The sequence below is a fragment of the Pseudomonas sp. B10 genome (assembly GCF_900156235.1).
In the GTDB taxonomy this organism is placed as follows: domain Bacteria; phylum Pseudomonadota; class Gammaproteobacteria; order Pseudomonadales; family Pseudomonadaceae; genus Aquipseudomonas; species Aquipseudomonas siliginis.
In genome coordinates this window covers 354194-377416 of sequence record NZ_LT707063.1, presented here as the reverse complement: position 1 = coordinate 377416, position 23223 = coordinate 354194, and the positions used below count along the sequence as shown (strand labels likewise).

The window sequence follows — 23223 nt, the reverse complement described above, 5'->3', positions numbered from 1 at the left end:
ACTCTTATAAAAAAGGGTCCCGATTTAGTTAACAAGTCCAAACCAAAGATAGCAGTGGCACGCGCGAGCCTGCTCGCGAAGGGGCTATCAGAACCAACGCAATTCGTAGACTTAAACAATGCTGTTTAAAAGACACCTGCTGACACGGTCTCAAGGCTACAAATCCTTGCGCCATTGCCTACAGCCAAGCCAGAATCCGCCGGCTTGTGCGCCTTGGGGGCGGGTTCTATTGTGGTGCGGTCGCTGACGAATCAGCGATCGGGTTTAGCGACCCGGATCTTGAATAGGTGCATCAGCGTTCCATGCTTTGTCGCGGGTTCAATGTCTGCGACTGCGCCATGGTGGCTGTATGTGGGAGACCTTCGGGTCTGCCGGGTGCCTATAACCGGTTCGCTAACCTGCGTACAGCCGCCACCTCACTGTTTAGCGACAGTGCCTGACGGCTCCACCTAATAGGAGCTTCACCATGATCAAACCAACACCCAACCCACCCGAATCCGATCCCACCTCCCCCTACGAATCCCTCGATTCGAAAAAACTTCACCAAGCCGCCGACCGCGCCCTCGACCATTACCTCTGCCCACCCGGCTCTACCCCGCCACCCTTCAGCCCCCGCGCCATGTATGCCGTCACCGCCGACACCAAAAACGAAGACTTGCTGGCCAACGCCTGCGAAACCCTCGCCTCCGCCAAAACCATCGCCCAGGAGTTCGCCGGACTGGTGAAACCGTCACAGCGCCGAACGCTGATGGGGATCGCGCAGCTGATCATGCTCGGAGAGTTGGCGGTGAATCGGGTGCTGGATAATCTGGAATTGCCGGGGTAATGCGGGCCGGCTGAGTTATGCGATGCCCGTGCCGGCCTCTTCGCGAGCAGGCTCGCTCCCACATTGATCCTGGTCGGACGCAAACTTTGCGACCACTGAAGGAACTTGGGGTAGCGAGCCTGCTCGCGATCACAAAGGGACGGATTATTTAACCCGATGGATGTGCTCGGGCAGCGGATTCGGTTGCGGGTCTGAAAATGCAGCCTGCGGCAGTTCGAGTGATATACGCATGAGCTGCCGAAGGCTGTGATTCGTTCTTGTAACGGCTAGGCTCATACTCGCTAGCGCACCATTAGTATGATAATTTGCGCAAAGCTCCCTACCCGCAAAAGGCCCGACCATGGCTACCGTACGAAAAACCATAACCGTGACTGCCCAGCAAGACCATTGGATCAAAGCTCAAATAGAAGCGGGACATTACACCAACGACAGCGAATATATCCGCGATTTGATCCGTCGAGAGCAAGAGCGAAACGCTGAACTGGAAACCGTCCGCGCAGCCCTTCGAGAAGGAGAATCCAGTGGTGCCCCCCGGCCATTCGATGCTGATGCTTTCAAAAAGAGAATGTTGAGGGCGCATGGCTGAATACCGACTTACCCCCGCCGCCGAAGCGGATCTTGAGGCTATCTGGACCTATACAGCTCAACAATGGGGTTTGGATCAGGCCAATCGCTACATCGACATCCTGACTGCGTCTTTCGAGCAGTTGGCTGATCGTCCCAAAACAGCACCCGCATGCGACGCGATCCGCCCCGGTTACCGACGCTGCAGCGTGGAGAGTCACGTGATTTATTTTCGAATCACCGCCTATGGGATCGCGATAATCAGAATTTTGCATGACCGGATGGAAGCGCAGCGTAATCTCTAACCTTCTCGTATCACCGAAAATCAAAAGATCGCAGCCTTCGGCAGCTCCTACAAATCGATGTAGGAGCTGCCGAAGGCTGCGATCTTTGCTTTTAGGAGACTGGCGGAAGACAGCCGGAGTCGAACCTGCCCGGGAACGGATGCCGTCCCCAACCGGGTTTGAAGCCCGGCCGCGCCACCGGGCGCGATTGTCTTCCTGAACTCAGGGTGCGCAGGCGTCAGCCAGCGCGTTGTCTGGGCGGATCTGGCGGGATTCGCCGAGGCGGCGGGTCAGGCCGAGTCGGTCGAAATACTCCAGATACTGAATACAGCGTTTGCGTCCCAAGCCTAGCGCATCACGGAAAGTTGTCACCTCAATCGCGGGATTTTCTTCGGCGAGTTTCAGCAGCAGCGCCGCCATTTGCCGCAGGACGATGTCGCTGATGAACAGGTCGCGCACCACCTGGTGCATCAGGCCCAGCCGTGCGAGTTTGCGCAGCAGCAGGCGGACACTGGCGTCGTCTTCGCCGAGTATTTTCGCGGCATCGCGCACCCACGGTGGGTCGAAACCGGCCTGTTCGAACAACGGCTGTAATTGCTGCCAGAGGATTTCGTCGTCGGCATTCAGGCGCACCTGATGATCGGGCAGGTGCAGCCAGGGGCCGCTGGCGAGGATGGAGCCGGCGTTGAGCAGTTCGTCGAGCAGGCTGATGAACGTCGAGCGTTCCAGCGCCAGAGCGCTGAAGCGGCGCAGGCGATCGCGGTCCGGCCCCATCTGGTCGGGTTCCTGTTCGTGGAATCGCGCCAGTTGTTCGAGCAAAGTGAATTTCAACTGGCCCCAGCGCTGGACGTTGAACAGCAGCGGGCCTTGGCGGGTGTCGATCAGGCGGATGTTTTCCGCCAGCGTCCACTGCGGGCGCGGGCGGTTGAACTGGCGTTCGAGGCGTTGCGGGTCCAGGCCGCCGGGGCTGTGGTTGAGCAGTGCCGGCAGGGCCTGTTCGAGGCTGACACTGAGAGCGAGGGTTTGCAGTTGCGCCAGACGTTCGGGGCTGCGGCGTTGGCGGGCCGGGGCGAACGGGTCGAGGACAACGCCGCCGCCAAGGGTGCGCTGGGCGCTGGCGTCGCGCAGGATCAATCGATCGCCTTTCACTGCGTGCACCGGCGCGTTGATCAGCAGTTGCGCGAACATGCGCTCGCCGGGGCTCAGGCGCGGGCCTTGCAGCAAGGCGACGCGGGCGATGACATCCTGGGTGCCAAGGTGCAGATGCACCGGGTGGAAGTGTTCGAAGGTGCGCTCACCGGGCAACAGCTGAAAGTCGATGTCGACGCGCTGGGTCGGGGCATGCAACCAGTCCGCCAGCAGCCATTGGCCACGGTGGATCTGCGCCAGTTCCAAACGTTCGCCGCTGAGGTTCAACGCCACGCGCTGGCCGGCGAAGGCTTGCTCGGCGACCTGGTTTTGCGCGTGCAAGCCCCGGATGCGTACCGATTTGCCGGCAGGCCCCAAGACCAGTTTTTCGCCGACCGCAACCGTGCCCGACAGCGCGGTGCCCGTAACCACGATCCCCGCACCCGCGACGCTGAACGCCCGATCAATCGCCAGACGAAAGCCGCCTTCGCAACTGCGCGCCTGCACCTCGTTTTGCGCCTGCAATAATGCCGCGCGCAACTCATCGACGCCCTGCCCGCTCACGCTCGACACGGTAAAAATCGGCGCATCCGCGAATGGCCCGGGCGCCAGCAAATCGAGCACTTGGCGCTGCACCTCTTCCACCCTGCCCGCTCCCGCCCGGTCGCATTTAGTGATCGCCACCAGCGCGCGGGGGATGCCGAGCAGTTCGACGATTGCCAGATGCTCGCGGGTCTGCGGCATCACGCCGTCGTCGGCCGCGACCACCAGCAACACCAGATCGATGCCCTGCGCACCAGCGAGCATGTTGTGGGTGAATTTTTCGTGGCCGGGCACGTCGATGAAGCCGGTCAGCCCGGCGCCCGCTTCTAGCTCGGCGTAGAGATAACCGAGGTCGATGGTCATGCCGCGTTCGCGCTCCTGCGGGCGGCGGTCGCCGGTTTGCCCGGTCAGCGCTTGCAACAGCGAAGTCTTGCCGTGGTCGATGTGCCCCGACGTGCCGACGATCACCGGTCGACCTGCAATTGCGGCAACTGCGCCAGCCACGCTGGCTCATCGTCGAGCTGGCGTAGATCGAGCCACAGCGCATCGTCGCCGATTCGCCCGAGCACCGGGATCGGCAAACCGCGCAACGCCGCTTCGAGATTGAGCAGATAACGCCCGCGCCAGCGCTTGGACACTTGCGGGCGACAACACAGCGCCGCACTCGGCAGACGCGCCACCGGTTGGCTGCCGCTGCCGATCATGCCCAACGCCTCGACTGCACTGACCTGCCAGACCTCGCCCAAGACATCGGCGAGCAACGGTTGCAAACGCAGAGCCTGCGCATGAATCTCGGCTTGCGGACGGGTCAGCAGACGCAGACTCGGCAGACGCTCGGCGAGGCGATCAGGGTCGCGGTACAGACCGAGCACCGCCTCCAGCGCGGCCAGGGTCAACTTGTCGACCCGCAGTGCGCGCTTCAGTGGATTCTTCTTGATCTTCGCGATCAGTTCTTTGCGCCCGACGATCAACCCGGCCTGCGGCCCGCCGAGCAATTTGTCGCCGCTGAAGGTGACGATGTCAGCGCCATCAAGCAATGCCTGACGCACCGTCGGCTCCGCCGGCAGCCCCCAGCGCGTCAGGTCAAGCAGACTGCCGCTGCCCAGGTCCTCCAGCAACGGCAAGCCATGAGCGTGTGCCAACTCGGCCAGTTCAGCAGTCGCCACTCGCGCGGTGAAGCCTTCGATGCTGTAGTTGCTGGCATGCACGCGCATGATCAACCCGCTGCGCGGGCCGATTGCCGCTTGGTAATCCTTGGCATGGGTGCGGTTGGTGGTGCCGACTTCGTGCAGGCGCACGCCGGCCCGGGCCATGATGTCGGGGATGCGGAAAGCGCCGCCGATTTCGATCAGCTCGCCACGGGAAATGATGCCTTCCTTGCGCGCGCCGAGGCTGTTGAGGGTCAGCAAAACGGCAGCGGCATTGTTGTTGACCACGGTGACGGCCTCGGCGCCGGTCAGTTCGCGGATCAGGCCTTCGATCAGGTCGTCACGATCACCACGCTTTCCGCTCGCCAGATCGAATTCGAGATTGAGCGGATAGCGTGCGGCCATTTGCACCGCTTCGATGGCTTCTTCGGGCAGCAAGGCGCGGCCGAGATTGGTGTGCAGCACCGTGCCGGTCAGGTTGAACACCCGACGCACCTGGCTGCGCTGCTGTTGCGCCAGGCGTTCGCCGACGCGGCCGGCGAGCACTTCGGGGCCGATCTCCACGGCCGCCAATTGCCCGCTCAATACGCCGGGCCGCAGCTCATCAAGCAACTGACGCAGGCCAGTCAGCAACGAATCCCGGCCGTAACGCTCGGCCAACGGCGCGCACGCCGGATGACGCAACAACCCATCAATGGACGGCAACCGCAGGGCAACGCTGGAAGACATCAGCCACTCCTGATTTCGCTGAAACAGTCCCTTTTGGGAGCGAGCTTGCTCCCAAAAGGGTTTCAGAAGTGTAGACGCACTGTGCGAGCGAGCCTGCTCGCGAATGCGGTGTGTCAGTCAGTGTGGATGTGGCTGACCTGACGCCTTCGCGAGCAGGCTCGCTCCCACAGGGAAACCGGGGGCTGACCGGGCTTTGTGATTCGGCACACAAATCTGTGGGAGCTGGCTTGCCAGCGATTGCGGTGGGTCAGTCAAAGAAGGCGGTGGATGTGCCGACCGAATCGCTGGCAAGCCAGCTCCCACAGGGATTCGGGGAGGAATGAACATTGTTGGTCACCACAAAAACCTGTGGGAGCGAGCCTGCTCGCGAATGCGGTGTGTCAGTCAATGTGGATGTGGCTGACCTGACGCCTTCGCGAGCAGGCTCGCTCCCACAGGGAAATCGGGGGCTGACCGGGCTTTGTGATTCGGCACATAGACTTGTGGGAGCTGGCTTGCCAGCGATTGCGGTGGGTCAGTCAAAGAAGGCGGTGGATGTGCCGACCAATCGCTGGCAAGCCAGCTCCCACAGGGATTCGGGGTGGAATGAACATTGTTGGTCACCACAAAAACCTGTGGGAGCACACCCTCTCCCACAGTTTTGCTCTCGTCAGTCGTCGCCCGGGGCCAGCAACAGATTGGGCGCCAGGCGCTGATAGCCGTCCTGGGCCAGCCGCATGTCCAGCAGTAAACTGCCGAGATCCGCCGACAACGCTTCGGCTTCGGCGTCGTTCTCCAGGTAGAGCAATTTCAGGTAGCTGTTGCAGCTCGGGCAGACTTCGGCGCGCAGCGGCGCCTGTTCGGCGCTGTGCCGGTCGTCTTCCTGGCTCAGATATTCAAGGCCCTTGCTCTGCTCGCAATACACACACTTGACCCGCACCACGTGCCATTCGCAGGCACACAGCGAACACACCAGATAGCGCAAACCGTTGTGCTTGCCGCGATGGCGAATCACCCCGGCCATGGCCGGCGAACCACAGGCCGGGCATTGGCTGAGGCTGTCGCCAGGCTTGAGTTGAAGATTTGGCACACTGAGCAGCCAGTGGCTCCATGCGGTTTGCAGCGCCGCGCCGAGAAACGGCACCAGCGCCGCCGGCACCAGCGAATACTGACCGCTGACCAGCGCCACCGCCCACGCGCGCAACTGGCCGGGGCTTGCGGCGCGCAGACTGTCCAGCGCGTCGATCACTGCAGGTTGACGCGCTGGCGCATAGTGCTGCAGCAAGGCGTCCAGCCACGGCTGCCAGGCATCTTCGCGCACCAGGGTATCTGCCGCGAATGGTGGCAGACCGTGTTGCTGACAGGCTTCGAATCGCTGCGCATCAAACGGCGCGGTGAGCGGCGGATCGTCGAAGACCTGCTGCTGCGCCCGGCACAATCCGGCCATCAGCCGCAGATAATCCGCCAACCCGTTGCCCTCGGCCAGACGCTCAAAGCGCTCAGCGCGCAGGGCAAACAGGTTACGTGGCGGCAGATGCAGAAACGGCGGCGAACTGGCCGCCGCCTCGATTTCCCCAGGTTCAAGAATGCTTGGCAAAAGTCAGCCCTTTTTCGTCAGCGGTCGCTCGGGCACGCCCCGAGGGTGTTCGTCGCGGGTCACCTCGCGGTACCAAAGTTCATGGTGTTTTCTCGCCCACGGCCGGCTGACCCAGCCATGCAACATGGCGTCGACCGAACCCTTGATCCACAAACCGGCGTAGATGTGCACGATGATGCTCAGCACCAGCACGAACCCGGCCAGTGCATGCAACAGCATGGCCCAGCGGATGGTGGTGATGCCGAAGTACGCGCTGAACCACGCGCGCCAGATCACCAGCCCGGTGAACAGCAACGCGAGCATGCACAGCAGTAAAGTCCAGAACAGCAACTTCTGCCCGGCGTTGTATTTGCCCACCGGCGGCACGCTTTCCTCGTCGTTGACCATCACCCGGTTGATCCGCCGCAGCCACTGGCGGTCATTGGCGATGAAGAAATTGGTGCGCCAGAAGCTGAACACTAGGCCGAGGAACAGCACGAACATGGCGATGCCCATGTACGGGTGCAGAATCCGCGTCCAGGTGCCGCCGCCGAACAGATTACTGAGCCAGAACAGCGACGGATGAAACAACGCCAGCCCGGACAACCCGGCCATGAAAAACAGGATCGCCACCAGCCAGTGATTGGTGCGCTGGTTGGCGCTGTAACGCAGGATCGTCTTGTTGCTCATGGCCGCTCCTCCCCGCGTGGATCGAAGGTGTGCACCGCCGGGTCGACCACGTGCACCGAGGTGTCGGGTGGCGTCGGATGTTCATCCTCCTCGACACGATTCGGGCCGATGCGCACGTAGTGGAAGAACCCGGCCAGCACCGCCGCGCCCATCGCCAGCAGCCCGAGGGGTTTGCTGATGCCTTTCCACAAGCCCACCAGCGGACTGATCGCCGGGTGATCCGGCAACCCGGCGTAGATTTTTGGCGTGTCAGCGTGGTGCAGCACGTACATCACGTGGGTGCCGCCGACGCCTGCCGGGTCGTACAAACCAGCGTTTTCAAAGCCACGGCTCTTCAGGTCGACGATGCGTTCAGCGGCGTGTTCTTTCATGTCCTCCTTGGTGCCGAAGACGATGGCGCCGGTCGGGCAGGTTTTCACGCAGGCCGGCTCCAGCCCCACCGCCACCCGGTCGGAACACAGTGTGCATTTGTAGGCCTTGTGATCCTTCTGCGAAATGCGCGGAATGTTGAACGGGCAACCGGTGATGCAATAGCCACAACCGATGCAGTGGTCCTGATCGAAATCGACGATGCCGTTGGCATGCTGAATGATCGCCCCGGGGCTCGGGCACGCGGCCAGACAACCGGGCTCGGCGCAGTGCATGCAGCCGTCCTTGCGGATCAGCCACTCGAGATTGCCAGCGTCGGTTTCGTGCTCGGTGAAGCGCATCAGCGTCCACGAATCCGCCGTCAAATCCTGCGGATTGTCGTAGGTGCCGTGGTTGTGGCCGACCTCATCGCGCAGCTCGTTCCATTCCGAGCAGGCGACCTGGCAGGCCTTGCAACCGATGCATTTGGTCGTGTCGATCAGCTTGGCGACGCCTTGCTGAGTCCTCACCGACGGCGGCACGGTGGTGGTGGCCGAGCGGGCAATGATGTCTTGGCTGGCCATTTACAGTTTCTCCACGTTGACCAGGAATGACTTGGATTCCGGGGTCTGAGTGTTGCCATCGCCGAGGAACGGCACGAGGGTGTTGGTCAGGTAACCGTGGCGCGTCAGGCCGGTGAACCCCCAGTGCAGCGGGATGCCGATCTGATGCACGACCTGGCCGTTGACCTGCAGCGGCCGGATCCTTTTCGTCACCACCGCCACCGCTTCGATAAACCCGCGCTTGCAGCTGACACGCACGCGATCACCGGCAGCGATGCCCTTCTCGTTCGCCAGCACTTCGCCGATTTCGACGAACTGCTCGGGCTGGGCAATCGCGTTCAACTTGCAGTGCTTGCTCCAGAAGTGGAAATGCTCGGTAAGCCGGTAACTGGTGCCGGCGTACGGGAAGTCCTTGGCTTCGCCGAGGGTTTCCCAGACCGAATCGAAGATCCGCGCCGCCGGGTTGCTGGTGGCCTTCTTGTTCTGCGGGTGCAGCGGGTTGATGCCGATCGGCGTTTCGAACGGCTCGTAGTGCTCAGGGAATGGGCCTTCGTTCATCTTGTCGACGGCGAAGAACCGCGCGACGCCCTCGGGGTTCATGATGAACGGATTCATCCCGGCTTCCGGCGGCACGTCGGCCTTGTAGTCAGGGACGTCGGTGCCGGTCCAGGCCTTGCCGTTCCACCACACCAGCCGCTTTTTCGGATCCCACGGTTTGCCCGCCGGGTCCGCCGAAGCGCGGTTGTAGAGAATCCGCCGATTGGCCGGCCACGCCCACGCCCAGCCCTGATGCTGGTGCATGCCAAATGGATCGGCGTTATCGCGCCGCGCCATCTGATTGCCGGCTTCGGTCCAGCTGCCGGCAAAAATCCAGCAGCCAGACGCGGTGCTGCCGTCATCCTTGAGCAAACCGAAGCCGGCCAGTTGCGTACCGGCCTTGACCGTGACGCCGCTGGCATCGGTGAAATCGCTGACGGCGGTGCCGTTGATCTCCCGCGCCAGTTCTTCCGGCGAAGGCTCGTCGGGGATCTTGTACGGCCACGACAGTTTCAGCAGCGGATCAGGAAACTTGCCGCCCTCGCTCTGATAACGCTGGCGCAGGCGCAGGAACAATTCGCTCATGATGCGAATGTCGGTCTGCGCTTCGCCGGGGCCGTCGGCGCCTTTCCAGTGCCATTGCAGCCAGCGGCTGCTGTTGACCAGCGAGCCGTCCTCTTCAGCGAAACAGGTGGTCGGCAGGCGAATGACTTCGGTCTGGATTTCGGCGGTTTTCACGTCGTTGTACGGCCCGACGTTCTGCCAGAACTCCGAGGTTTCCGTGGCCAGAGGGTCCATCACCACCAGCCACTTGAGCTTGGCCAATGCGCCCATCACGCGGTTCTTGTCCGGTAACGCAGCGATCGGATTGAAGCCTTGGCAGAAGTAGCCGTTGACCTTGCCCTGGCTCATCAGGTCGAACATTTTCAGCACGTCGTAATTGGGGATGTCGAGCTTCGGCAAATGGTCGAACAGCCAGTTGTTCTCGGCGGTGGCGTTGGCGCCGTACCAGGATTTCATCAGGCTGACGTGGAATTTGCTGTAGTTCTGCCAGTACGAAAGCTGCCCCGGTCTGAGCGGAACCTGCGTGCGTTTGAAGATGAACTGGCCATAGTCCTGCTCGCTGTCGCTGGGCAGCGTGAGGTAGCCGGGCAAGGCGTTGGACAGCAGGCCGAGGTCGGTCAGGCCCTGGATGTTCGAGTGTCCGCGCAGCGCATTGACGCCACCGCCGGGCATGCCAACGTTGCCCAACAGCAGTTGCACCATCGCCGCGCTGCGGATGATCTGCGCGCCGATCGAGTGCTGCGTCCAGCCGAGGGCGTAGAGAATCGTCATGGTCTTGCCCGGTGTCGAGCAGGTGGCAATTTCTTCCCAGATTTTCTGCATCGCGTCGACCGGCATGCCGCAGATCTGGCTGGCCAGGTCGATGTTGTAGCGGCTGTAATGCTGCTTCATCAGTTGATAAACGCAGCGCGGGTCTTGCAGGGTCGGGTCGACGCGGACGAAACCGTCCTCGGCGAATTCGTAACCCCAGCCGGACTTGTCGGTATAGCTGCGTTTTTCCGCGTCATAGCCGCTGAACAGGCCGTCTTCGAAGCCATAACCGGCTTTGACGATGAACGACACGTCGGTGTAATTGCGCACGTATTCGTGCTGGATCTTGTCTTCGGTCAGCAGGTAATTGATCAACCCGCCCATGAAGGCGATGTCGGTACCGGTGCGGATCGGCGCGTAATAGTCGGCCACCGAAGCGGTCCGGGTAAAACGCGGGTCGACCACGATCAGCCGCGCAGCGTTATGCGCCTTGGCCTCGGTCACCCATTTGAAGCCGCACGGATGCGCTTCTGCTGCGTTGCCACCCATCACCAGGATCAGATTCGCGTTGGCGATATCGGTCCAGGTGTTGGTCATGGCACCACGGCCGTACGTCGGGGCAAGACTTGCCACCGTCGGGCCGTGTCAGACACGCGCCTGGTTATCGAACCCCAGCAGACCGAGGCTGCGAATCACCTTCTGAGTGATGTAGCCGGCTTCGTTGGATGCCGCCGATGCCGCGAGAAAACCGGTGGTCAGCCAGCGATTCACCGTTTGCCCGTTGGCATTTTTCTCGATGAAGTTGGCGTCGCGGTCGGCCTTCATCAGGTCGGCGATGCGATCGAGGGCTTCGTCCCAGCCGATGCGCGTCCATTCATTGCTGCCAGGCTTGCGCACTTGCGGGTACTGCAAGCGGCCGGGGCTGTGAATGAAGTCGAGCAGGCCCGCGCCTTTCGGGCACAGCGTGCCGCGATTGACCGGGTGGTCGGCGTCGCCTTCGATGTGAATGATGTTTTGCGCCACGTTCTTGCCGGCATCGCCCTGGCTGTACATGATCAAACCGCAACCGACCGAGCAATACGGGCAGGTGTTGCGGGTTTCACGGGTGTGGGCGAGCTTGAAGTGACGCACCTGCTCGGCGAAGGCCGCCGTCGGGGCCATGCCCAACGCGCCCAGGCTTGAGCCTGCAAGGCCGATACCGGCGACCTTGAAGAACTGACGACGGCTGAGATCCATCGTGCACTCCTGATCAGGTGGAACCCGGTACTTGTGCCGGGCTTTATCTGGACAATCACGGTTGCGACGCCTTGGCGCCGACTTTTTCACTGTAGACAAAGACCTTGCCGATTGTGTGAAAACCGACCGTCGGGTGTCTGGGCGCAGAATTTGCTATGCACCCCAATCCCTGTGGGAGCTGGCTTGCCAGCGATTGCGGTGGGTCAGCAACACCTATGCCGACTGTGCCGGCGCCATCGCTGGCAAGCCAGCTCCCACAGGGTTATGAGGTTGCCGTCAGGATTTATGTGCCCCGCCCGGGCCACGAGTTATCATGGCGCCCACGAACCACCCGCCGCCCCGAGACCGCGCATGACTTTCGATTTTGATCAGCTGTTCGACCGCCACCACACTGGCAGCACCAAGTGGAGCCGTTACCCGGCGGATGTGTTGCCGATGTGGGTCGCTGATATGGATTTCGCCGCGCCGCCGGTCATCGTCGAAGCCTTGCAACAGCGCCTGCTGCACCCGCTGCTCGGTTACAGCGTGGCCCAGGACAACCTGCGTGAAGCCATCGTCGCCGACCTGTGGAACAAGTATTCATGGCAGGTCAAACCGCAGGAGCTGATTTTCCTGCCGGGCGTGGAATCGGGATTCAACATGGCCCTCAAGGCGTTGGTCCAGGCGCAGCAGAATGTCGTCGTGCAAGTGCCGAACTATCCGCCGCTGCGCCATGCGCCGGGCCACTGGGGCCTGAACAAGGTCGAGCTGCAATTCGAAGCCCAGGCCGATGGCACTTACGCCACGCCATTGGACGCACTGCGCGAGTCACTGAAAGGCGGCGGCGCCCTGCTGTTGAGCAACCCGCACAACCCGATCGGCAAGGTCTTCGCCCGCGAAGAATTGCAGGCAGTGGCGGATATCTGCGCAGCGCAGGACGCGTGGATCATCTCCGACGAGATTCACGCCGAACTGTGCTTCGACGGCCGCGTGCACATTCCCACCGCATCGCTGAGTCCGGAAATTTCCAAACGCACGATCACCCTGATGTCGGCGAGCAAGGCCTATAACATCGCCGGCCTCAAGACCTCGTTCATGATCATCCAGGACGCCGCCCTGCGCGAACGCGTCAACCACGCCCGCTGCGGTATGGTCGACAGCGTCAACCCGCTGGGCATGGAAGCCACCCGCGTCGCCTACAGCGAAGCCGGGCCTTGGCTCGCGGAATTGAAAATCTACCTGCAGGCCAACCGCGACTGGCTGGTTGACGCAGTGCGCACGCGCCTGCCGGGCGTGACCATCAATGTGCCGCAGGGCACGTATCTGGCGTGGCTCGATTGCACCGCGCTGGACCTGCCGGATCCGCAGCGGTTCTTCCTCGAACAGGGCAAGGTCGGGCTGAGTGCCGGGCTCGATTTTGGTGACCAGCATCAGCAGTTCGTGCGCTTGAACTTCGGTTGCCCGAGGGCGTTGCTCGAAGAAGGGATTGCGCGGATGGAGCGGGCGCTGGCCAGCCGCAACACCTGAGAACACCTTGCCCCTTGTGGGAGCTGGCTTGCCAGCGATGACGGCCTCACATGCAACATGGATGTTGTCTGTGGCACCGCAATCGCTGGCAAGCCAGCTCCCACAGTTGTTCGATTCAGTCTGTCCATCCAGCGCAAATCCGATCGAACTCAAGGCAAAGCCACCGGGTCAACCCGGAACACTGGCCTTGAAATCAGGAGACCCTGCGATGACTGACTATCCAAAACCACCCTTCCCGAAACAAGCCCAACCGGTGCCCGGCTCGCAACGCAAGATGGAACCGTATCCAGACTGCGGCGAGCAAAGTTACGTCGGTTCCGGCCGCCTCGCCGGCAAGATCGCGCTGATCACCGGCGCCGACAGCGGCATTGGTCGCGCGGTGGCGATTGCCTTCGCCCGTGAAGGTGCCGACGTCGCCGTGGCGTACTTGAATGAACACGAGGATGCCAAGGAAACCGCACGCTGGGTCGAGCAGGCCGGGCGTCAGTGCATCCTGCTGCCGGGCGATATCGCCGAGAAAGCACAGTGCCAAGCGCTGGTCGACAAAACTGTCGAGCGCTTTGGCCGCATCGACATATTGGTCAACAACGCCGCGTTCCAGATGACCCACGAAAACTTCGAGGAAATCCCCGATGACGAATGGGTGATGACCTTCGACGTCAACATCACCGCCATGTTCAGGATCTGCCAGGCGGCGATCAAGCACATGCGCCCCGGCTCGTCGATCATCAACACCAGCTCGGTCAACTCGGACATGCCCAAGCCGACTCTGCTGGCCTACGCCACCACCAAAGGCGCAATCGCCAACTTCACCGGTGGCCTGGCGCAGATGCTCGGGCCGAAGGAGATTCGCGTCAACAGCGTCGCCCCTGGCCCGATCTGGACACCGCTGATCGTCTCGACCATGCCCGACGAAGAAGTACAGAACTTCGGCGGCAGCACCCCGCTCGGCCGTCCCGGCCAACCGGTGGAAGTCGCACCGATTTATGTGCTGCTGGCCTCCGACGAAGCCAGCTACATCACCGGCCAGCGCTACGGCGTGACCGGCGGCAAACCGATGCTGTAACCGTGCAGCAGAAAAACTGAACCCGAGCGGCATGGCATCCCTCCATACCTGTAAGCGCCTACGGGCCAACAGGAACAGGAGGTTGTCATGTCCGCCCCCCTCGTCAGACTCTTCACCCAACCCAACTTCGCCTGGACCGATATCCGCCGCGAAGAAGAAACCCATCCCCGCCACTATCTCGCGCATCTGCTGCTGCTCGCGCTGATCCCGGCCGTGTGCCTGTTCATCGGCACCACTCAAGTCGGCTGGAGCCTCGCCGCGGGCGAGAACGTGCGCCTGAGCACGGCCAGCGCCCTGCAACTGAGCGTGCTGCTGTACGTGACGATTGTCGCCGGTGTGGCGCTTATCGGCGGATTCATTCGCTGGATGTCGCGATCATTCGATGCGCGGCCAACGCTCAATCAATGCATCGGTTTTGCCGCCTACACGGTGACGCCGTTTTTCCTCGCCGGCATCGCCGGGCTGTACCCGAGCCGCTGGCTGGCGATTCTGGTTCTCGGCGCCGCGTCGATCTATTCGACGTTTCTGCTGTTCGTCGGCCTGCCGACCTTCATGCATGAGCGTAAGGAGCAAGGCCTGCTGTATTCGGCGTGCGTGTGGGGCGTTGGCCTGCTGGTGCTGGTGACCATGCTGGTGTCGATGATTCTGCTGTGGTTCAACGTGCTCATCCCCGAATACCTGCGCACGACCGTGAGCTGACCCGGTGCGCCTGTCCTTGAGAATTCACCGAAGTGAGCGGTCATGAGTTTCGGCATATGGGTCGCGGTGCTCGGCGCCGTGCTGCTAACGCTGGCCCTGACATCGTCATGGTTGCGCTGGATGCCGGTCACCACTTCAGCGGTGTGCCTGCTGCTGGGCATCGCCATCGGCCCAAGCGGCCTCGACCTGCTGCAATTGCCGCTGGAGGAATCGTCGTTGTGGATGGAGCACCTGACGGAAGTCGCGGTGCTCTTTTCTTTGTTCGTCTGCGGTTTGAAGTTGCGTCTGCCGCTGGGCAACAAGACTTGGCGCATCGCTTTTGGTCTGGCCGGGCCGGTGATGATTCTGAGCATCATCGGCGTGTGTCTGCTGTTGCACTGGGGCCTGCAATTGCCGTGGGGGCCTTCGTTGCTGATCGGCGCGATTCTGGCCCCGACCGACCCGGTGCTCGCCGCACTGGTGCAGGTCAATGATGCGCAGGACGTCGACAGCGTGCGCTTCGGCCTCTCCGGTGAAGCCGGGCTCAATGATGGCGTGGCTTTCCCTTTCGTGATTTTCGGTCTGCTGTTGCTGCACGGTGACGGCAGCGCTGGCGAATGGCAGCACTGGGTGCTTCGCAGTCTGTTGTGGGCGGTGCCGGCGGGTTTGCTCACCGGTTACTGGATGGGGCGCGGCATTGGCCGCATCGCTCTGTTACTACGCATTCACAACGAGGACAGCACCCTCGGCCCCAACGATTACCTGACTCTCGCGCTGATCGCGTTGTCCTACGTGGTGGCCGACGCCATTGGCGGCTACGGCTTTCTCGCGGTTTTCGCTGCCGGCCTCGGCCTGCGTCAGGAGGAAGTCAAATCCACGGGCATCACCCAGGCACCTGCCGAGCATCTGGTGCAACCGGTGGTCGGTCATCAGAACGTCGAGCCACAGAACGCCGTGCATGGCGACACAGAGAAGCTGGAAGACAGCCAGGTCGCGGCCGGGATCATGATGGGTGACATGTTGGCGTTCGGCAGTCTGGTCGAGCGGGCGATGGAAGTGTTTCTGGTGACTCTGCTCGGTGTCGTGCTGATTGCGCATTGGGACTGGCGGGCGTTGTGGATCGGCGCCGTGCTGTTCTGTCTGATTCGTCCACTGAGCGTGGCGCTGATGCCGTGGGGCAATCTGCTCAGCGGACCGCAGCGTTTGTTGATCGGCTGGTTTGGCATTCGTGGCATCGGCAGCCTGTTCTATCTGTTCTTCGCCCTGAACCATGGCCTCGATTCCGACGTGGCCAAGGTCTGTACCGACATCACGTTGTCGGTGGTGGCCCTGAGTATCCTGCTGCATGGCATCAGCACACAGCCGATGTTGGCGCGCTATGAGAGTCTGAAGCAACGAAAAAGCTGATTCTTCAACCGCTGCGCTTGGCTGGAAATCATCGAAGATTTTTCTGCAAAAAAATGGATCGCCGGGCGCGACCCAAGGGTCACAACTTTAACCGCGCCAATCATCAGCGCGGCCCGGCAGGTTCGGTTCCCCTGCGGTGAACAGCCTATTAAACGGAACCCCGACACAAACAAGGTCACGGTCATGAACGAATGCTCGACTCCTGCGCAAATCAAGGCTTGCAGAGCACTGGCTCTGGAACGCAATCGTCAACTGTTCGAAGAAGCCCACGAACTGAATCGAGCGGCCAACGCGCTGCTGGAACAGACGCCGACCGACTTCGAACGCTTTGAGCAATACCGGGCACTGCGCAAGAAAGCCGATGCGAAGTTTGAAGATGCGATTGATCATCTGTGTGTGCTGAATGAGGATTTCCCGCCGATCCCGGCGGCGGTGCAGAATGCTGTTACGCCGCGGCGTGAGCTGGAAACCGCTTAATAAGTTACCAGCCCCCTCACTCCGGCCAGTGAGGGGGAAAACCGATCGAAGCTTAAGACCTCCCCCACCTGCCGACCAATCTGTTCACGGATTGGTCACCTGAATAAACACCGCATACACCCCCAACATCACCCAGAACGTCGCGAAAATCCAAGGCGTGCGCACTGAGAACAGCAGCGACTTGCGATAGCCCTTGTGGCTCGATTCCATCTCGCTGAACAGTGGTGACTCGTCATACGCCGCGCCCATTACCGGCTCGCTGTGCAGCAACTGGCTCTGCTTGAAGTGCCAGTGATCAATGATGTCGTAAGCCGCGCGAATCCCCGGCCAGGCGTTCAGTGAGCTGAGCACGCCAAGCAGGGCCAGAAACGGCGGCACGACAAGGGTGAACATCTTGCCCCACTCGGGATTTAGGTTGGCCATGCACGAGGCGAAAGCGATCACCAGAAACGACTGCGCCGCCAGGTAGGCGTCTGTGCGGTTGGCAAGGATGCTGGTTTCGTACTGGATTTCCCGGCGATAGAAATCCAGGCGCTCCTTGGGTGAGCCAAACATCTTGGCGTCGTGTTCGGCCAAGGCTTCTTCAACGGCGCTTGGCTGGGTCAATATGCGTGACAAGAGACGTGCCCTCCAAAAGTGAACAAGACTTTTGGAAAGGCACGCGTCAGCAGTAGTTCAGCCGGATCGACCAGCGCGCCACTTCATCGACTGGGCGATGATCTGTACCAGATTCAACTGGGTGAACGGTTTCGGCAGACGCGGCAGATCGGCGGCGAAGCCTTCCAAACGTTCGGCGTATCCAGTGGCGAGAATGATCGGCAGATCCGGCTTGAGCATGCGCAAGGCGTGAGCCAGTTGCGCGCCGCTCATTTTTGGCATGGCCATGTCGGTGATCACCAGATCGATCACTTCGCCCTGATCGAACAGCGCCAGCGCCTGGGCGCCGGAGGTCGCGCCGATGACGCGATGGCCGAGGTCTTCGAGCAGCAGACTGGTGCTGGTCAGCACCAGCGAATCGTCATCGACCACGAGCACACTGAGCCTCGGCACCGCAATGGGCGCGGCGTTGCTGTACGCCGGGCGACTGGCCGTACGCTCAAGCGCTACCGGAATCCACAGCTCGGCCGCCGTCCCCTGGCCCTTCTCGCTTTTCAGAATAAAGCGCCCGCCCAACTGCTCGATGAAGCCATGCACCATCGACAAGCCGAGCCCGGTGCCTTTGCCCAGTCCCTTGGTGGTGAAGAACGGGTCGCGGGCACAGGCCAGCGTGGCCTCGTCCATGCCTTCGCCGCTGTCGATCAGGCTCAGGCACACGTAGCGCCCCGCCGCCAGTGTCGAATGAGTTTGTTCCAGAACCACTTCGGCTTGTGCCTGAATGATCACCGTGCCGCCATCGGGCATGGCATCGCGGGCATTGGTCGCCAGATTGAGAATCGCCAGTTCCAGCTGATTGCTATCGGCCAGCACTGGCTGCAGGTCGTCGGGAAAGCGCGTTTCGATGCGAATCCCCGGCCCGAGCGAGCTGCGCAGCAGCCCGGTGATGCCTTGCACCAGTTGCGGGATATCCACCGATTCGGTCTTAAGTTCCTGACGCCGGGCGAAGGCCAGCATGCGCTGGGTCAGCGACACACCGCGCAAGGCACCTTGGGTGGCGTTTTCCAGCAGACGGGCGATTTTCGGCGCGTCGCCGATGCGTTTCTGCACGATCTCAAGGTTGCCGAGAATCACCGTCAACAGGTTGTTGAAGTCATGGGCGATACCGCCGCTGAGTTGGCCGATCGCCTGCATCTTCTGCGCCTGGAACAACGCCTCGCGGGTCTTTTCCAAGGCCTGCTGCGCCTCGTGCGCCTCGGTCACATCGCGGGTGATCTTGGCAAAGCCGAGCAGCGTGCCGGTGTCGCCGCGAATTGCATCGACGACCACGTGGGCAAGAAACCGCGTGCCGTCCTTGCGCATCCGCCAACTGCGGCTCTCGAACCGGCCTTCGCGGGTGGCAATCTCCAGCGAGCGCTGCGGCTCGCCGAGTTCGCGGTCTTCGGGGGTGTAGAAAATCGAAACATGCTGGCCGATGATTTCTTCCGGCAGGTAACCCTTGATGCGCTGCGCGCCCTGGTTCCAGTTGCTGACGCAGCCTTCGGGGCTGAGCATGTAGATCGCGTAATCGGTAACGCCCTGCACCAGCAGGCGGAACTGCTGTTCGCTTTGCTTGAGGGTTTCCTCGGCCATTTTGCGGTCGGTGAGGTCGCGAGTGATCTTGGCGAACCCGAGCAGCTTGCCGTTGGGGTCGATGATCGGGTCGATCACCACGTGCGACCAGAAGTGCGTGCCGTCCTTGCGCACGCGCCAGCCCTCGCCTTCGAAGCGACCTTCGCGAATCGCCGTGTCCAGCGCCCGTTGCGGCATGCCGTTGGCGCGGTCTTCCGGTGTATAGAAGCGCGAGAAGTGCTCGCCGATGATTTCGGCTTCTTCATAACCTTTGAAGCGTTTGGCGCCGGAGTTCCAACTGGTGATGGTACCGTCGGGGTCGATCATATAGATCGCATAGTCGACAACCGCGTCGATCAGCAGCCGGAAACGGCTGTCTTCGATCGCTGCGGTTCTGTTGTTTTCACTCATCACACTCACCAGCCACTGTCATGGGCTGAAGTATGCGTGAATCCACTGATTTGGAAAGTGCCGGCTCGCTTTTGATTGCCCACCACTGCGGCAGCATTTGCTGGATGCGGCTTTCGGCAAAGCGATCGTCGATGAGCATGACCGTGCCGCGATCCTCACGGGTGCGAATCACCCGCCCAGCGGCTTGTACGACTTTTTGCATGCCCGGGTACAGATAGGTGTAATCGTAGCCGGCGCCGAAAATGGCGGCCATGCGCCGCTTCATCTGCTCGTTGACCGGATTGAGCTGCGCCAGCCCCAGCGTGGCGATGAACGCGCCGATCAGCCGCGCGCCGGGCAAATCGATGCCCTCGCCAAACGCCCCGCCCAGCACCGCAAACCCCACACCCTGGCTGTCGGCGCTGAACTGGTCGAGAAACGCCTGCCGCGCGCCCTCGGCCATACCCCGCGATTGCAGCCACTGAGTGATGTGCGGATGGCGCTCGGCCAATAACGTCGCGACCTGATGCAGGTAATCGAAACTGCTGAAGAAAGCCAGATAGTTGCCCGGGCGCTCGCTGAACTGGCGCGCGATCAGTTCGACGATAGGCTCCAGCGAGGCCTGGCGATGGTTAAAACGGGTGGAGATCTGGCTGACGATGTGCACCTGCAACTGCTCGGCGCTGAACGGCGATTCGACGTCGATGCACACCGTGTCGGCGGGCGTGCCGAGCAGGTCGGCGTAGTAGTTGCGCGGGCTCAGCGTGGCCGAGAACAGCACGCTGCTGCGTGCCGCTGTCAGGCGCGGGCCGATGAACGCCGCCGGCACCACGTTGCGCAGGCACAGTTGCGACAACGGACGTTTGCGGTCGAGATCGCGTTTGCTGATGTCGAACAGGTAATGCTCGTCGTACAGCTCGGCGACCCGGGCAAATTGCAGCAGGTCGAAATAGAAATTCTGCAAGCCGCTTTCGAGTCCTTGTGGATGCTCGTTGAGGTAATCGCCAATGGCCGCGCAACACAGCGAGATGGCTTGCAGAAGTTTGTCCGGCGCCTTGTCGTACGCCTGATACGCCGCCAGTTGCGGCGCATGCAGCGCGTTCCATTCACGGTTGACCCGTTGCAGGGCATTCTTCAGCGCTGCGGGCGCAGTTTTGCGCACGCTGGCGAGGGTGAACTGGTCGAGGCTGGCGCTGTACATTTGCCGGCCGCGCTCGACCAGGTTGTGCGCCTCGTCGGCGAGCACCGCGACTTTCCACTGATTGAGCTGGGCCAGACCGAACAGCAGCGCGCTGAAGTCGAAGTAATAGTTGTAGTCGGCAACCACCACATCCGCCCAGCGGGCCATTTCCTGACTGAGGTAGTACGGGCAGACGCTGTGCTGCGCGGCGACTTCACGCATCGCCGCCTGATCGAGCAGGTTGATGCGGCTGGCAGATTCGCGGGCAGCCGGCAGGCGATCATAAAAACCCTGGGCCAGCGGACAGGATTCGCCATGGCAGGCCTTGTCCGGGTGTTCGCAGGCCTTGTCGCGAGCAACCATTTCCATCACCCGCAGCGGCAAGTCCGGCGCTTGCCTGAACAACACCTGACTGGCATCGAGCGCCAGTTTGCGTCCGGGAGTCTTGGCGGTGAGAAAGAACACCTTGTCCAGCTGCTGCGGCGCCAGGGCCTTGAGCATCGGGAACAGCGTGCCAAGGGTTTTGCCGATGCCGGTCGGTGCCTGGGCCATCAGACAGCGGCCGGTGCTGACGGCTTTGAACACTGATTCGGCCAGATGCCGTTGGCCGGGACGAAAATCCGCGTGCGGGAACGCCAGTTGCTGCGCGGCCAGATTGCGCGCTTCGCGATGGGTCATTTCCTGCTCGGCCCATTGCAGGAACAAGCCGCACTGCTGCGTGAAAAACGTCTGGAGTGACTCGGCGCTGTGGGATTCGACCAGGCAGGTTTCCTTTTCACTGACGACGTCGAAATACACCAGCGCCAGATTGATCTGCTGCAATTGCAGTTTCTGGCACATCAACCAGCCGTAGATTTTCGCCTGCGCCCAGTGCAACTGGCGGTGATTGGCCGGTTGCTTGCTCAGGTCGCCGCGATAGGTTTTGACTTCTTCCAGGCAGTTTTGCGCCGGATCGTAGCCATCCGCCCTGCCCTTGACCTTCAACTCGCCGAATTCGCCTTGCAGCGCCACTTCGCTCTGGTACTGCTCGCTGCGCCGCGAGGCTACGGTGCGATGGCCGACGATGCCTTCCAGCGCGGTCGGTGACGGGGTGAAGCGCAGGTCGAGGTCGCCGGTCTTGGCCGTGAACTCGCACAGTGCACGCACGGCAACGCTGTAACTCAAGCGCTCTGCTCCGCCCATTGCACGTAACACACCGCCACCGGCATCTGGTGCTCGTGGCAGAACTCCAGCCAGCGCAGTTGATTGTCCTGCAAGCGGTCGCCGGGGCCTTTGACCTCGATCATCCGGTAGGTCTTGTGCTGCGGCCAGAACTGGATCAGGTCCGGCATGCCGGCGCGGTTGGCCTTGATGTCGAGCAACAGGCGATTGAACCAGTGTTTCAAGTGTTCGGCGGGCAGACAGGCCAGCGCCTGTTCCAGCAAGTCTTCGTTGAGCGCGCCCCAGAACACGAACGGCGACTGGATACCCCACTTGTCGACGAAGCGCTGGCGGATGGTCTCGGCGTAGCGGCCGTCGTCGAGTTCGCCCAGGCAGGCCTGAAACAGCTCGGCACGGCGCTCGAGGAAATCTTCGCTGAGCAGATCCACCGGGCCGCGCTGGAACGGGTGGAAAAACGCACCCGGTAACGGCGCGAAGATCGCCGGCCAGCACAACAGGCCAAACAGCGAATTGATCAGGCTGTTCTCGACGTAATGCACCGGGCCGTCATCGGCGTGCAAGTGCGCTTGCACATGAAACTCCACCGACCGCGCCGGATCGATGCGCGGCAAGTGCAAGTCGAGGCGCTCGACCTCTCTCGCCTTGGCACGCTTGAGCGGCGGGCCACCGAGTTTGCGCCGCAGGCGCGGGACGATGCGCTGCAAGCCTTGCTGCTCGGCCGCGCTTTGCGGTGCCTGTTCGGCCAGCGTGCCGAGTTCCAGCGCCAATGCGTATTCGCCGCAGCGTTCGAGCACACGGATCATCCGCAGTCGTGCGCCCGGGTAGGCGCAGTCGCGGTAAACACTCAGGGCCAGGGCAAAGTCGCCGATGCGCTCGGCGTACTGGCCGATCTGGAACAACGCCTTGGCTTGCCGACGGCGTAGCCAGGGGTTGTCGAACTGCACGGCGTTGATCTGTTCGACGATTTCCGCCAGCGGTTCACCCGCCTCGAAACGCAGTTGGCATTGATGCAGGAACAGGCAGGCGTCGACGTCTTCACGACTGCGCAGGCCTCGGGAGTCGGCGCAGAACTCGACTTTCTCATAAGTGAAGATGCCCAGGTCGGCCAGCACGAACTCCGACCAGTCCTGATACAGATTGCCGAAGAACATCAGGCGCAGGCGATCGCACAAATCCATCAGGGTCAGGCTGAACAGCCGTTCAGCCAGTTGCGGCGCCCAGACGCGCAGGGTTTGCGCCTCGCTGAACTGTTCGGCCAGCACGGGCAGCCATTCGTCCTTGCGCCCTTTCGGCTGATCGATAAAGGTGCCGAACGCTTGCAAGAGCTCGGCCTTGAGCAAGACATCGAACAACTCTGCCAGCGTCAGCGCAGCGTGTTCGTCGAGCCAGCCGTGGTCGAGCAACGGCTGCGCCGCCTCAGCGATGTCGCCGATTTCCAGGTAATTGAGTTTGCTCGCGCGAAAGTGAATGCCCTTGCGCATGACCATGCGTACCAGCAATCCCTGCGAGGCTTGCGGCAGCGTATTGAAGTCGCGGATGAAGCCGTGCTCGCTCGCGCTCATCACATCGGCATAGCGAAGCCCAAGCCAATCAAGCACTTGCCGGAAGTTGTTGAGGTAATAGAACGGATCGTCGAGAGGGTTGGAGGTCACGGGAATTCAAAGCCACGGCAAGCGAACACTGGTTAT

The 23223-nt window shown here is 61.8% G+C and carries 18 protein-coding genes and 1 tRNA gene; 8 read left to right on the top strand and 11 right to left on the bottom strand.

The window, feature by feature from the left end:
- Positions 1 to 466 precede the first annotated feature (466 nt).
- The 3 genes from BXA01_RS01655 (at position 467) to BXA01_RS01645 (ending at position 1695) form a co-directional block, all read left to right on the top strand.
- Positions 467 to 826, top strand: a complete 360-nt coding sequence (locus tag BXA01_RS01655) for a DUF6124 family protein (protein WP_073476221.1) — start codon at positions 467 to 469, stop codon at positions 824 to 826.
- Positions 827 to 1166: 340 nt separating this feature from the next.
- Positions 1167 to 1412, top strand: coding sequence for a type II toxin-antitoxin system ParD family antitoxin (locus BXA01_RS01650; protein ID WP_076562812.1), 246 nt, complete (start codon positions 1167 to 1169; stop codon positions 1410 to 1412).
- Entirely contained in the window at positions 1405 to 1695 is a 291-nt protein-coding gene (locus BXA01_RS01645) for a type II toxin-antitoxin system RelE/ParE family toxin (RefSeq protein WP_016770737.1), read from the top strand. The genes BXA01_RS01650 and BXA01_RS01645 overlap by 8 nt, the downstream gene beginning before the upstream one ends.
- 100 nt (positions 1696 to 1795) lie before the next feature.
- Here the strand turns inward: BXA01_RS01645 and BXA01_RS01640 are convergent.
- The 7 genes from BXA01_RS01640 to fdnG form a co-directional block, all read right to left on the bottom strand.
- A tRNA-Sec gene (locus tag BXA01_RS01640) sits at positions 1796 to 1891 on the bottom strand.
- A gap of 5 nt (positions 1892 to 1896) precedes the next feature.
- Positions 1897 to 3813: a selenocysteine-specific translation elongation factor gene (gene selB, locus BXA01_RS01635; RefSeq protein ID WP_076567600.1), complete on the bottom strand. Its 1917-nt coding sequence runs from the start codon at positions 3811 to 3813 to the stop codon at positions 1897 to 1899.
- Entirely contained in the window at positions 3810 to 5222 is a 1413-nt protein-coding gene (gene selA, locus BXA01_RS01630; protein ID WP_076562810.1) for an L-seryl-tRNA(Sec) selenium transferase, read from the bottom strand. The genes selB and selA overlap by 4 nt, the downstream gene beginning before the upstream one ends.
- 649 nt (positions 5223 to 5871) lie before the next feature.
- Positions 5872 to 6798, bottom strand: a complete 927-nt coding sequence (gene fdhE / locus BXA01_RS01625; protein WP_076562808.1) for a formate dehydrogenase accessory protein FdhE — start codon at positions 6796 to 6798, stop codon at positions 5872 to 5874.
- Positions 6799 to 6801: 3 nt separating this feature from the next.
- Positions 6802 to 7467, bottom strand: coding sequence for a formate dehydrogenase subunit gamma (locus tag BXA01_RS01620; RefSeq protein ID WP_076562806.1), 666 nt, complete (start codon positions 7465 to 7467; stop codon positions 6802 to 6804).
- Positions 7464 to 8399: a formate dehydrogenase subunit beta gene (gene fdxH, locus BXA01_RS01615; protein WP_016774818.1), complete on the bottom strand. Its 936-nt coding sequence runs from the start codon at positions 8397 to 8399 to the stop codon at positions 7464 to 7466. Before fdxH ends, BXA01_RS01620 begins: the two co-directional genes overlap by 4 nt.
- Complete coding sequence (fdnG, locus tag BXA01_RS01610; RefSeq protein ID WP_157115948.1) at positions 8400 to 11465, bottom strand: formate dehydrogenase-N subunit alpha; 3066 nt, start codon at positions 11463 to 11465, stop codon at positions 8400 to 8402.
- 351 nt (positions 11466 to 11816) lie between these two features.
- Here fdnG and BXA01_RS01600 point away from each other — a divergent pair, with 351 nt between their 5' ends.
- The 5 genes from BXA01_RS01600 (at position 11817) to BXA01_RS01580 (ending at position 16599) form a co-directional block, all read left to right on the top strand.
- Positions 11817 to 12971, top strand: coding sequence for a MalY/PatB family protein (locus BXA01_RS01600; RefSeq protein WP_076562800.1), 1155 nt, complete (start codon positions 11817 to 11819; stop codon positions 12969 to 12971).
- 208 nt (positions 12972 to 13179) lie between these two features.
- The gene (locus BXA01_RS01595) at positions 13180 to 14037 is read left to right on the top strand and encodes a glucose 1-dehydrogenase (RefSeq protein WP_016774822.1); all 858 of its coding nucleotides are present in this window, start codon (positions 13180 to 13182) and stop codon (positions 14035 to 14037) included.
- An 87-nt stretch (positions 14038 to 14124) separates the two neighbouring features.
- Complete coding sequence (locus BXA01_RS01590; RefSeq protein ID WP_076562797.1) at positions 14125 to 14736, top strand: Yip1 family protein; 612 nt, start codon at positions 14125 to 14127, stop codon at positions 14734 to 14736.
- Positions 14737 to 14778: 42 nt separating this feature from the next.
- Complete coding sequence (locus tag BXA01_RS01585) at positions 14779 to 16122, top strand: cation:proton antiporter (protein WP_076562795.1); 1344 nt, start codon at positions 14779 to 14781, stop codon at positions 16120 to 16122.
- 183 nt (positions 16123 to 16305) lie between these two features.
- Entirely contained in the window at positions 16306 to 16599 is a 294-nt protein-coding gene (locus BXA01_RS01580; protein ID WP_039761510.1) for a hypothetical protein, read from the top strand.
- Positions 16600 to 16683: 84 nt separating this feature from the next.
- On the opposite strand, the gene BXA01_RS01575 is transcribed toward BXA01_RS01580, so the two are convergent.
- From BXA01_RS01575 to BXA01_RS01560, 4 genes are read right to left on the bottom strand one after another with little or no spacing between them, the layout of a single operon-like run.
- A complete protein-coding gene (locus BXA01_RS01575) occupies positions 16684 to 17217 on the bottom strand; it encodes a hypothetical protein (RefSeq protein ID WP_016774826.1) in 534 nt (177 codons plus the stop codon).
- 57 nt (positions 17218 to 17274) lie between these two features.
- On the bottom strand, positions 17275 to 19215 hold the full coding sequence (locus BXA01_RS01570; protein ID WP_076562793.1) for a hybrid sensor histidine kinase/response regulator: 1941 nt from the start codon (positions 19213 to 19215) through the stop codon (positions 17275 to 17277).
- A complete protein-coding gene (locus BXA01_RS01565; protein ID WP_157115947.1) occupies positions 19208 to 21538 on the bottom strand; it encodes an ATP-dependent DNA helicase in 2331 nt (776 codons plus the stop codon). The genes BXA01_RS01570 and BXA01_RS01565 overlap by 8 nt, the downstream gene beginning before the upstream one ends.
- Positions 21535 to 23187: a VRR-NUC domain-containing protein gene (locus BXA01_RS01560; protein WP_076562791.1), complete on the bottom strand. Its 1653-nt coding sequence runs from the start codon at positions 23185 to 23187 to the stop codon at positions 21535 to 21537. The genes BXA01_RS01565 and BXA01_RS01560 overlap by 4 nt, the downstream gene beginning before the upstream one ends.
- Positions 23188 to 23223: the final 36 nt, after the last annotated feature.